General features: G+C 62.1%; 8 protein-coding genes. 7 read left to right on the top strand and 1 reads right to left on the bottom strand.

The features are described from left to right. Window positions 1-101 precede the first annotated feature (101 nt). The gene (locus ACILSQ_RS11595; RefSeq protein WP_395743789.1) at window positions 102-1,538 is read left to right on the top strand and encodes a Gfo/Idh/MocA family protein; all 1,437 of its coding nucleotides are present in this window, start codon (window positions 102-104) and stop codon (window positions 1,536-1,538) included. A gap of 301 nt (window positions 1,539-1,839) precedes the next feature. Here ACILSQ_RS11595 and ACILSQ_RS11590 read toward each other — a convergent pair whose 3' ends face one another. Beyond that, entirely contained in the window at window positions 1,840-3,741 is a 1,902-nt protein-coding gene (locus tag ACILSQ_RS11590) for an alpha/beta hydrolase family protein (RefSeq protein ID WP_395743788.1), read from the bottom strand. Between the two features lie 79 nt (window positions 3,742-3,820). On the opposite strand from ACILSQ_RS11590, the gene ACILSQ_RS11585 reads away from it, so the two are divergent. The 6 genes from ACILSQ_RS11585 to ACILSQ_RS11560 are packed head-to-tail and all read left to right on the top strand — an operon-like array spanning window position 3,821 to window position 11,557. After that, window positions 3,821-4,732: an aminotransferase class IV gene (locus ACILSQ_RS11585; protein WP_395743787.1), complete on the top strand. Its 912-nt coding sequence runs from the start codon at window positions 3,821-3,823 to the stop codon at window positions 4,730-4,732. A gap of 3 nt (window positions 4,733-4,735) precedes the next feature. Beyond that, window positions 4,736-5,722: a galactose oxidase gene (locus ACILSQ_RS11580; protein ID WP_395743786.1), complete on the top strand. Its 987-nt coding sequence runs from the start codon at window positions 4,736-4,738 to the stop codon at window positions 5,720-5,722. Window positions 5,723-5,754: 32 nt separating this feature from the next. Then, window positions 5,755-7,182: a hypothetical protein gene (locus ACILSQ_RS11575; protein WP_395743785.1), complete on the top strand. Its 1,428-nt coding sequence runs from the start codon at window positions 5,755-5,757 to the stop codon at window positions 7,180-7,182. A 6-nt stretch (window positions 7,183-7,188) separates the two neighbouring features. Then, window positions 7,189-9,264 (top strand): DUF1549 and DUF1553 domain-containing protein, encoded by a 2,076-nt coding sequence (locus ACILSQ_RS11570; protein WP_395743784.1) that lies wholly within the window; start codon window positions 7,189-7,191, stop codon window positions 9,262-9,264. Beyond that, complete coding sequence (locus tag ACILSQ_RS11565; protein ID WP_395743783.1) at window positions 9,261-10,628, top strand: DUF1501 domain-containing protein; 1,368 nt, start codon at window positions 9,261-9,263, stop codon at window positions 10,626-10,628. The genes ACILSQ_RS11570 and ACILSQ_RS11565 overlap by 4 nt, the downstream gene beginning before the upstream one ends. Next, window positions 10,625-11,557 (top strand): hypothetical protein, encoded by a 933-nt coding sequence (locus ACILSQ_RS11560; RefSeq protein ID WP_395743782.1) that lies wholly within the window; start codon window positions 10,625-10,627, stop codon window positions 11,555-11,557. The genes ACILSQ_RS11565 and ACILSQ_RS11560 overlap by 4 nt, the downstream gene beginning before the upstream one ends. Window positions 11,558-11,559 lie beyond the last annotated feature (2 nt).

Raw genomic sequence — 11,559 nt, 5'->3', positions numbered from 1 at the left:
GGTGGCCCGAACTCGCAGCGAGATCACATCTTCGTGTGGGGGCAGATCCATTTTCGTGAAGCAGCAAGCCCGGGGCATTTTTTGCGTATGCCTTTTCCACGATGTCCAACCTCACCCGCCGCCGCTTTTTCGAAGACTCCCTCATGGCCGCCGCAGCCGTGAGCCTGCCTGCACCTCTTTTTTCCGCAGATCCAAAACCGGTCAGCGCCAATGACAAGATCACCGCGGCCATCATCGGCTGCGGCATCCGCGGCAAGGCACACGCCAAAGAACTGGTGAAGATCCCCGACTGCGATGTGGCCTATGTCTGCGACCCGGATCTGGACCGTGCGGATGAGGTGGGCGAGATCCTCGTGCAGGCCAAGCGCCCGATGCCAAAAAAGGAGCAGGATCTGCGGAAGGTGCTGGAGGACAAATCAGTAGACGTCGTCTTCATCGCTTCGCCAAATCACTGGCACTCGCTTTCGGCCATCTGGGCCATGCAGGCAGGCAAGGATGTTTACGTGGAAAAGCCGGTGAGCCACAATGTCGTCGAAGGCCGCCGCATGGTGCAGGCCGCACGCAAGCTCGGCCGCATCTGCCAGGGTGGTACCCAAAACCGCGCCCGTGGCCCTCTGGCCGAAGCAGTGAAGTACATGCGCGATGGCAAGCTTGGTGAAGTGAAGCTAGCCAAGAGCATCATCTACGGCGGCCGTGGCTCCATCGGCGGACCTGCCGAGTGCGAGATGCCTCCGCGCTGCGACTACAATCTCTGGGCCGGGCCTGCGGCCATGCCAAAACTGAATCGCCCCAAGTTTCACTACGACTGGCACTGGTTCTGGAACACCGGCAGCGGCGAGATCGGAAACAACAACGTGCATTCGCTCGACATCTGCCGCTGGGGCCTCGGTGTCACCGGGTTGGGCCGCAGCGTGCTCAGCTACGGCGGCCGCCTCGGTTACACCGATGTCGCGGAAACGCCAAACTCCCAGGTGGGCATCTTCGATTTCGGCGACAAAACCATCATCTCCGAAACGCGTGGCCTGAAATCCGCCCCCTTCCATCCCACCATCAAGTCCATGTGGTTCTTCTACGGCAGCGAAGGCATCATTGCCGATACCAACCTCTATGACCCCAAGGGCAATCTCGTCCGCGCCTTTGAAGGCAAATCGGAAAACCATTTCGCCAACTTCCTCAGCGCCGTCCGCAGCCGCAAGCAGGGCGATCTCAAAGCCGAGATCGAGGAAGGTCATCAAAGCAGCGCCCTCTGCCACATCGCCAACATCTCCTACCGCCTCGGCTCGCAGACCTCGGTCAATGACATCTCAAAGAGTCTCGCCGAAATCAAAGTCCATGACGACGTCCAGGAGACGCTCGAGCGCACCCGCCATTACCTCAGCGATGCCGGTGTCGATCTCGACAAGACAAAGCTCACGCTCGGCCAGCACCTCCGCGTCGATGGTGGCAAGGAATCCTTCCTCGACAACGCCGCTGCAAACGCCCTGCTCGGTCGCGAATACCGAGCGCCCTTCCTGCTGCCCAAAGAGTCCGAGATCTGACTTCATACCACGCGCCATTGAAAACGGGTCTGTATGAGCACCAAAGGTGCGGCCTATCGCAGCCCAGGGCAAAGCGAGCCTCAGCGAGCGTCGCCCTGGGTCCCCGCCATCACCTCCTCCGGAAAAGCAAACCCATCGCTTTCTTCACACACCGCGCCTTCCAGCAGCGTCTCACCGCCCCACCGCCGCAGTCACTGCGCGCCGTCACACACAGACGCTGTCCCGACGACGACAAGGCATGAGGGATCTTTGAAAGACGGGCATCGGCCCTGTACAGACCCCTTTTCAACTGCTGATGGTATCAGTCCCGTTTTTGCGCCAGCGCCTTCAGTTGCGGCACATCAAAGGACTCCAGCAATCCGAAGCAAAACATCTCCGGTTTGTCGGCCACAGTCCAGTTGTTGAGCAGGATGCCGTGCAGGCTTTCGATGTGTTCGGAAGGCAGCAGCTCGCCCACCTGCTTTGGCTCCATCGCCCGGGCCACGAGTGCCGCAAGGCTGCTGCGTGTGCCGATGGTTTGCACCGCAGCTTTGCTGCCAAACTGCTCAGCACCCCACCGTGAGACCGCGGCGATCTGCCCTGCTTCAATGCCTAGAGCACGATCTCCCACGGCGGCAACCAACAGCGCATACAGGTAGGTGCGGCCGCCCGCTGTGAGTTCACCAAAAGCGAACGGATCCACCGCCAGCACGCGCTGGCCGGAGGCAAGCAGGGCCTCAATGTCTTTGGCGGCAGCTTTGCGTCCTTGGTCGGCAATGACGATCGCCGTGCCCTTGGCATCACCACGCGTGAGTTCGACCACCGGCACCGTCCAGGTGTCGCTCAGGCGCAGCTTCCAGAACACGGCCTTGGTGCCATCCCGCGTCTCTTCTCCGGCCTGCGTTGCGGCTGCGGTGAAGGTTTTGTATTTCACGATCTCGCCCAGCTTCCCACGAGTCGCCTTCGCAGGATCACGCGGCAGATCTTTCCCCGCTGCCACCGCCAGTTGATGCACATCCAGATTGTCCGCAGGCAGCGGCACGTCGAGCTCCGCCTTCTCCTTCACCTCCTTTTCGCAGGGGATTTCCGTTGGGTTGAAGCTCGCGTCATTGGCAAAGAAAGTGTCGCCGATCATGCGGTAAAAAGCCTGCCGGTTGTCGATCTCGTAATTGTGCGTGCCTGGATCAAAGTTCTCGTGGGAGCGCAGGCGCTCGGGATGTCCATGCAGTTTGAAAATCGGCTGGGCCGCATCCAGCAGCGGCTGCAGCGCGTGGTCAGAGGCAAAGCAGCAGTTGTCCTTCGCATTGAAGGTCAGCAGCGCCGCGCGCCCTCCCAGCATCGCGGTGAGGTGCGTGTAGTCCGCCACCGTGGCCAGATCATTCGGCGTCTGTTCCGAATCACCGAGATCAGTGGGGAACTGCGCCCGCGTGCGGAAGCTGGAGTAGCCCGCCACGGGGTTGCATAGCGTCACCCGTGGATCCAGTGAGCTGATGATGATTGTCTGCCAGCCACCGCCCGAGAGTCCGCTCACGGCCACGCGTGCGGAATCCGCTCCCGGCAGCGCCAGCAGCACATCCAGCGCCCGCGACATCGCCAGGTAAAACGGCGCCAGCCCGCTCACGCCGCAGAGATCCAGCTGGTTCATGCGCGTGTGGACGAAGCCATCCGTGCGCAGCTGCCCCATCCCCAGCCACTCCACATTCAGGCTCGCGATCCCGCGCTTCGCCAGGTTGATGCAGCGGATCTGCTTGTAGGGCGCGGCCTTGCCGTTGCCATCGTGTCCGTTCACCGCCAGATGCACGGGCATCCTGGCCGCAGGCTTGTCCGGCTGATACAGCAGCGCAGGAATCCACAGGCCCGGCAACGCCTCATAGCGCAGCTTCTTGATGTGGTATCCCTCTCCGCCTTCCAGCGTGTCAAACCATTCGACCTTGGTTTTCGCATCACGCCACTGCTGCGCCAGCGCGCCCCGAAACACAATCTTGTCGAGCACATCACGCCGTGTCTGGTTCTCAATCGCCTTCCATTCCTCCAGGGTCGTCACCTTGGGCATGCGCGGCACCTTCGGCTCACAGTAGCCCTGCACCTCAGTGAGAAAAAGATCCTTGGGCAGGATGGCATGCTGAAGCAAAGCCTCGAGCCCGGTCGGTGCCGCCGGTGCCGGTTTTTGCGCCCACAGCGGCAGGCTCAGTGCTCCCAGGAGAAGAATGAAGGTCGGTTTCATCAGCCTCCAGTACGCCGCCATCCTCCAGCTTTGGTCGAGAAACACCGCATTCGGTCCGTATGAAGTCTGCGCTCCTCCCATGACCGAACCTCTCGTCTATCTCAATTCCGGCTTCGTCCCCGCCTCGCAGGCAAAGCTAAACATCTACGATCTCGGCATCGTCCTCGGCGCTACGCTCACAGAGATGACGCGCACCTTCCGCCACCAGCCCTACCGCGCCGCGGACCACGTCGCGCGTTTGTACCGCTCCCTAAAATACTCGGGCATCACCGTGCCGCATTCGCCGGAGGAGATGCTCGCCATCACCAACGAACTCGCCGAGGCAAACTGCCGCCTCATTGGCCCGCAGGAGGACCTCGGCATCGTGCACTTCATCACTCCAGGCGAAAACACCCTCTACGCAGGCAGCGCCGGCGCCGCAGGGCCGCTCACACCCACCATTTGCATTCACTCCTTCCCGCTGCGGTTCAGCATGTGGCGGCATCTGTTCACCGAAGGCACCCACGTCGTCACGCCGTCGATCCGCCACATCCCTCCGCAGTGCGTGGAGCCCAAAATGAAAAACCGCAGCCGCCTGCATTGGTGGTTGGCAGACAAGCAGTCCCAGGCCGTCGATCCCCGCGCCGTCACCCTGCTGCTCGATCTCGATGGCAACGTGACCGAATGCGCCGGTTCAAACTTCGTCATCGTCAAAGGGCGCACGATCATTTCTCCCACCACCCGCAACATCCTCTGGGGCATCAGCCTGCAAACAGTGAAGGAGCTTGCGCCCCAGATCGGCATGGAATTCATCGAAAAGGATTTTCAGCCCTACGACGTCGTCACCGCCGACGAAGCCTGGCTCACCACCACCCCCTACTGCGTGGCTCCATGTACCAAGATCAACGGCACGCCCATCGCCGATGGCAAACCGGGCCCATGGTTCAAAAAGATGATCGCCTCATGGAGCCAGCGCGTCGGTCTCGACATCGAAGCCCAGATCATGTCCTGAGTTATGAAGCACTTTCTTCCGCTGCTCATCGGCATCCTCAGCCTGAATGCCCGCGCTGCAGAGCCCGACTGGATTCTTGAATTCACCGCTCCCTGGCAACCCCGCGATTCCCAGGCCGAGTGGGTCTTCAAAGGTCAGCTCTGGATCGCCGGCGGCTGGTTTCAGTCCTTCGAAGACCCTCCACGCGATGTCTGGTCCTCCGCCAACGGCCGCGACTGGAAGCTCGCCACCTCCAGCGCCCCCTGGCTGCACAGCGATCTCGCCATGAGCCTCGCCTTCCGCGATCGCCTGTGGATCATGGGCGGCTGGTACAAAGGCCGCCTCCCCGGCCACTCCGCCAGCAATCAAGTCTGGTCCTCCGCAGACGGCGTGCAGTGGGATCAGCTCACCCCGCACGCCTCATGGTCTCCACGCCTCGCCTCCGGTCTGGTGGAGCATCGTGGCAGGATGTGGCTTCTCGGCGGCATTGAGGACTACTACTTTGGCAACGACACCAGCCTGAAAAACGACGTCTGGTCATCCGCCGATGGCAAGGAGTGGAAACTCGAAACCTCGCACGCCGCATGGTCCCCACGCGCCTACCACCAGGCCGTGGTATTGAACGGCAAAATCTACGTCCTTGGCGGCGGCAACTACGTCCCGAGCTACCAGTCAAAAAACGACGTCTGGTCCTCGGCTGACGGCGTGAGCTGGACCTGCGAAACTGCATCCGCCCCCTGGGCCCCGCGCCTGTGGTTCAGCGCCGCAGCCTATCGCGGCCGCATCTGGGTCCTCGGCGGCTGGTCCAAAGAGAAGGACAATCACGGCGACGTCTGGCACAGCGCCGATGGCAAAAACTGGCAGCGCCTGGAGACCAAGACCTGCTGGAAATCTCGGCACGAGCACTCCGCCCTCGTGTTTCAGGACAAGCTCTGGCTCCTCGGCGGCCACGCCCGCCCGCTCTCCAATGAAGTCTGGTCGCTCACCCTTCCCGCAGATTGGAAGCCGTGACAAATTCCCCGCAGAACCTCTGTATTGCTCCCATGCGCTCCCTCCTCCTCGCTCTCTTCGCCGCCGTATCTCTTCACGCTGCGGATGCTCCCAAAGCCCCGCTCATGGCGGGCGCCGCCACCAGCAACATCACGCCACCGCTTGGCAGCGAGGTCGTTGGCGGCTTCCTCCCATATCCCTGCACGCATATTCATGACGAGCTCCACGCCCGCTGCCTCGTGCTCGATGATGGCAAAACCAAGCTCGCCCTCGTCATCTGCGATCTCCTCGGCATGCATCGCAGCCTCTGTGTTGCGGCGCGCGAGTTGGTCGAAAAAGAAACCGGCATCCCCGCCGCCAATGTCCTCATCTCCGGCACTCACACCCATTCAGCGGCCAATGCCATCGGCGGTCCTGTGCGCTTCTACACCTCAGACATGGAGCTCACCGATTTCCAAAAATTTGTCGTCCGCCGCATCGCAGACGGCGTGCGCCGCTCCATCACCCTGCTGCGCCCTGCGGAGATCGCCTTCGGCACCGTCAGCATTCCGGAGCACGTGAATATTCGCCGCTGGTTCCTTCAGCCGGACAAGATGCCGCCCAATCCCTTCGGCAAGATCGACAAGGTGAAAATGAACCCCGGCGCTGGCAATCCCGCTCTCATTGAGCCTGCGGGCGAGCCCGATCCCATCGTCTCCTTCATCGCCCTGCGCGAGCCCGGCGGCCGCATGATCTCCGTCTATTCCGCCTACTCCCTTCATTACGTCGGCGGGGTGAAAGACGCGGACATCTCCGCGGACTACTACGGCTTGTACTGCGAGGCGCTCGAGCGCCTCCAGGCCGGCGGCACCGAAGACCCGCCCTTCGTCGCCCTCATGGCCAATGGCACCAGCGGCGACGCCAACAACATCAACTTCCGCAATCCCCAGCCGCGCAAAAAGCCCTACGAGCAGATGCGCTACGTCGCCGAAGACGTCGCCACCAAGGTAAACGATGCCCTGGCCAAAGTCACCTGGCAGAGCAGCGCCCCGCTTGCTGCCCGTTATCGCGAGCTCCCCATCGCCTGGCGCAAGATCGACCCCGAGCTCATCGCCTGGGCAAAGGACGTCGAAGCCAAAACCCCGCGCATCCAGGGCAAGGCCGATCTCCCGCTCGCCTACGCCGGTCGCGTCCAGCGCCTCGCGCAGGCCAGTCCGGAGACAAAGGCCCCCGTGCAGATGTTCCGCATCGGAGACATCTGCATCGGCACCACGCCCACCGAGACCTTCGCCGAAACCGGCGTCGAATTCCGCAAGCGCAGCCCCTTCGCCCATTCCTTCATGGTCGAGCTCGCCAATGGCTACTACGGCTACATGCCCACCCCGCGCCACTTCGAGCTCGGCGGCTACGAGACCTGGCCCGGCACCAACAACCTCGAGCCTCAGGCCTCCGTGAAAATGATGGACGCCCTGCTGGAAATGGCGGCCGAGCTCAAGCAATAGTACGTCGTGCGTTCTCTCGCTCCGCTCTGTCTGCTCGCCGTGGGCTTTGCTCACGGCGCGGGCATGAGCATCGAGGAGGGAAAAAAGCTCTGGTCACTCGTCCCGCCGCAATCACCGGCCCAGGTCACCATCGACAGTCTTGTCGCGGCCAAGCGCGCGGAACAGAAGCTCACGCCGAATGGCGAAGCCGACGCAGCGAGCCTCATTCGCCGCCTTTATCTCGATCTCACCGGCCTGCCACCTGACCGCACAGATCAGACAGATATCCCCGCGCTTGTGGATCAACTCCTAGCCTCCCGGCATTTCGGCGAGCGCTGGGGCCGTCACTGGCTGGACGCCGCGCGCTATGCGGACAGCAACGGTCGCGACCGCAATATCATCTTCTACCACGCCTGGCGTTATCGCGACTACGTCATCGCCTCGTTCAATGCCGGCAAACCCTACGATGTGTTCCTGCGCGAGCAGATCGCCGGCGACCTGATGCCAGCAAAAAACCAGGCGCAGCGCGATGAGCAGCTCACCGCCACCGCCTTCCTGGCGCTTGGCTCAAAAGCCTATGAAGAGTCCAAGCCGGAGATCTTCCGCATGGATGTCATCGACGAGCAGATCGAGACCATCAGCCGCAGCGTGCTCGGGCTGTCCGTAGCTTGCGCCCGCTGTCACGATCACAAGTTCGATCCCATCCCCACGGCGGACTACTACGCGCTGGCCGGCATCCTGCGCAGCACCCAGCCGCTCTACGGCTACGGCCCCCGCGGCATCAAGGCCACCGCCTATCACCACACAGAGTGGCATGCGCTCGGCACATCTGCCGAATCTCTCGCCCCTGCAGCGCTGGAATATTTCCGCAAGCTCGACGCCGAGACGCTGACCATGCACGAAGCGCGCTCCTCCCGCTACGGCATCTCCAAGCGCATCCCGGAAATGAAGCGCCGCCTCGGCACACTGAGCGGAGCGGAGAAAGATCAGCTCGCCGCGGAAATCGCCAGCATGGAGGCCAAAGTGGCCGACTGGAATGTCAAAGTCACGGCGCTGGAAAAATCCGTCGAAACCATGCAGGACGCCGCGCCGCCGCAGCCTGCATGGACCATGGGCGCGCGTGATCGCGAGAAGATCGAAAACTGCCGCATTCACGTCCGTGGTGAGACAACCAATCTCGGCTCTCCTGTGCCCCGGGGCTTTCTGCAGGTCATCTCACTCAAAGACGCGCCGCCTCCCGCGCAGAAACAAAGCGGGCGCCTGGAACTCGCGCAGTGGCTCACGCACCGCGACAATCCGCTCACCGCCCGCGTGTATGTGAATCGCATCTGGCAGAAGCTCTTCGGTCGTGCGCTCGTCACCACGGTGGATGACTTCGGTGTGAATGGCTCAAAGCCCTCGCATCCCGAGTTGCTCGACTACCTCGCCGTCAGGTTCATGGACAGCGGCTGGTCAGTGAAGGCGCTCATCAAAGAGATCGTCCTCTCCAAAACCTATCGCATGAGCAGCGCTGCCTCATCCGCCAATCTGGCGAGCGATCCTGACAATATTTATCTCTGGCGCATGAGTCCCCGCCTCGTCGAGGCCGAGGTGCTCCGCGACTCCATCCTCGCTCTCAGCGGCCAGCTTGATCCTTATCCGCCGCAGAAGCAGTTCCTGGAGCGCTTCCACCCGCAAAAAAACGCCGAGCTCTCCTCCTTCAAACCCTTCGTCATCCCGGCCGCCATGGTGGACACCCATCGCAGCGTCTATCTGCCCGTGGTGCGCGGCAGCCTGCCTGAAGTTTTCACGCTGTTCAATTTTGCCGCACCCGAGCGCCCCGTGGCCCAGAGGGATGAGAGCATTCTGCCCGCGCAGTCGCTCTATCTCATGAACAACCCTTGGGTGATCGGGCAGGCACGTCATGCGGCACAGCGCCTCCTCACCGGGACCAAAGGCGACCGTGAACGCATCACCCGCCTTTACGCGCTTGCTTTTGCACGTGCGCCTGCACCCGAAGAAATGCAGCGCATGCTGCTCTTTGTCACGAATGGCAATGAAGACACCTGGACCACCCTTTGCCAGACCGTGATGTCCTCGGCAGAGTTTCGCATCAGCCCATGAACTCCTCGCTTTTAACCCGTCGTGATCTCCTCCGCCGCGGCTCCGCAGGCTTCGGCTGGCTCGCCTTTGCCAGCATGGCGGCGGAAAGCGCCGCGCGCGATGCCGCAGGCCCGCTGGCGGTGAAGTCCACGCATTTCCCCGCTACGGCAAAGCGCGTCATCTTTCTCTGCATGCGCGGGGGCCCCTCGCAGATGGAAACTTTCGACCCCAAACCCGAGCTCTCCGCCCGTCATGGGCAGGCGGGCCGGGTGGCAAAAACAAAGCTCCTCGGCTCACGCTGGAAATTCGCGAAGCACGGCCAGAGCGGCATCGATGTCGTGGAGCTCATGCCGGAGATCGCCCGGCATGCGGACAAGCTCTGTGTGCTGCGCGGCATGGCCACGGACAATGAAAATCATCCACAGGCCCTGGAGCAGCTTCACACCGGCAGCTTCCAGTTTGTGCGGCCCTCCATGGGCGCCTGGGCCGTGCATGGCCTCGGCACGGAAAATGCCAGCCTGCCCGGCTTCATCTCCATCAATCCTCTCACCGCTCTCGGCGGCATCCGCTACTATTCCAGCGCTTTTCTTCCCGCCGCATGCTCCGCCACCATGCTGGGAAACATCAGCCAGCCCGGCGCGCCGCTCACGCTCGGAGACATCAGCAATCCCCGCCTCACCAGCGCAGCCCAGCGCGGGCAGCTCGATCTGCTCCAGGCCATGAACCGCGATCTCTTTGCCAAAACGGCCGACCCGCGCATCGAAGGCCTCATCGAGTCCTGCGAGCTCGCTTTCCGCATGCAGGGGGAGCTGCCGCGCGTCATGGACCTCAGCGGCGAGAGCAAGTCCACGCTGCAGCTCTACGGCGCGGACAAACCCGCTACCGAATCCTTTGGCAGGCAGTGTCTCCTTGCACGGCGCTTTGCGGAAGCCGGCGTGCGCTTCATTGAAATCAGCCACACCGAGTGGGATCTGCACGGTTCGCTCTTCAGCGGCATGACGCGAAACTGCGCCCAGATCGACAAGCCCATCGCCGGCCTCCTGCAGGATCTCGATCAGCGCGGCTTGCTCTCAGACACCCTCGTGCTCTGGGGCGGCGAGTTTGGCCGTTCACCGGATGACGCCTCGCTCGATGGCCGCGGCCACAATAACAAAGGCTACTCCATGTGGATGGCCGGAGGCGGCGTGAAAGCCGGCCACATCCATGGCGCCACGGATGAACTCGGCTACGCCGCTGTGGATGGCCGGGTCCATATCCACGATCTGCACGCCACCATGCTGCACCTCCTCGGCCTCGATCACGAACGCCTCACCTACCGCCATGGCGGCCGTGATTTCCGCCTCACGGATGTGAAGGGCAGGGTGGTGAAGGAGATTCTGGCATGAGGTTCATTCTGTCGCTGCTGTTGGTACTGATGACTGCAGCCGCTTTGCCGGCCGCGGAGATGCGTGGCATGTGGATCTACAAGACCGATGACATCGCCGCTTCCGCTGCTGCCGGCGACTTCCTGTTCGACTTCTGCGCCAAAAGGCAGATCACCGATCTTTTCTGGCAGGTGCATTTTGAACGCCTTGCGGATGGCGGGCGTTCACTGAAAAACGCCGATCAAACGCGCGCTTTCATTCAGCGCGCCCACGCCCACTCCCTCCGCATCCACGCCCTGTTCGGCGATCCCTCCCACGCCTTAAGCACCAAGCACGCCATCGTGTTCGCCAGTGTGGACGGCATCCTTGCCTTCAATCACGAGGGCCCGGCAGACGCCCATTTCGACGGCGTGCATCTTGACATTGAGCCGCACGGTCTCCCCCAGTGGAAAAAAGCAGACATCCCCCAGAAGTGCGAGCTTTTGACCCAGTTTGTGGAGGTTCATCACAAAGCCGTTTCCCGGGCGCACACTGCGGACCCGGCGCTCATCTACGGCGTGGACATCGTCTTCTGGCTGGACAAAACCACAGCGGAAGGCAAGCCCACCTACCCCGTCGACTATCAAGGCGTCACCAAAGACGCGGCCAAACACCTGCTCGATTGCGTCGATCACGTCGCCATCATGAGCTACCGCGACGCCGCCGAAGGGAAAAACGGCATCATATCCCTTGTCGCCAAGACCATCGCCTACGCGGACACCACCAAGGCCAAAGTCTTCGTCGGCGCCAAAATGGCTGACATCGGTCCCAAGATGGAAGGTTTCTATGGCAAAACCGAAACGCAGATGATGGCCTCCTTGAAAGCCGTGGATGACACCTACCGCTCCCATCCCGGTTATGCAGGCCTCGCCTTCTTCATGTACGAAGCCTTTAAAATCATGCCGCCATGAAG

It is taken from the genome of Prosthecobacter sp. (assembly GCF_044227185.1).
Lineage (GTDB): Bacteria > Verrucomicrobiota > Verrucomicrobiia > Verrucomicrobiales > Verrucomicrobiaceae > Prosthecobacter.
This window is presented reverse-complemented; position numbering and strand designations above follow the sequence as displayed.

Excerpts from the sequence above, each read along its gene's own strand:
- ACILSQ_RS11575 (WP_395743785.1), top strand. The coding sequence starts at position 5,755 with ATGCGCTCCCTCCTCCTCGCTCTCTTCGCCGCCGTATCTCTTCACGCT.
- ACILSQ_RS11580 (WP_395743786.1), top strand. The coding sequence starts at position 4,736 with ATGAAGCACTTTCTTCCGCTGCTCATCGGCATCCTCAGCCTGAATGCC.
- ACILSQ_RS11565 (WP_395743783.1), top strand. The coding sequence starts at position 9,261 with ATGAACTCCTCGCTTTTAACCCGTCGTGATCTCCTCCGCCGCGGCTCC.
- ACILSQ_RS11590 (WP_395743788.1), bottom strand. The coding sequence starts at position 3,741 with ATGAAACCGACCTTCATTCTTCTCCTGGGAGCACTGAGCCTGCCGCTG.
- ACILSQ_RS11595 (WP_395743789.1), top strand. The coding sequence starts at position 102 with ATGTCCAACCTCACCCGCCGCCGCTTTTTCGAAGACTCCCTCATGGCC.
- ACILSQ_RS11585 (WP_395743787.1), top strand. The coding sequence starts at position 3,821 with ATGACCGAACCTCTCGTCTATCTCAATTCCGGCTTCGTCCCCGCCTCG.
- ACILSQ_RS11560 (WP_395743782.1), top strand. The coding sequence starts at position 10,625 with ATGAGGTTCATTCTGTCGCTGCTGTTGGTACTGATGACTGCAGCCGCT.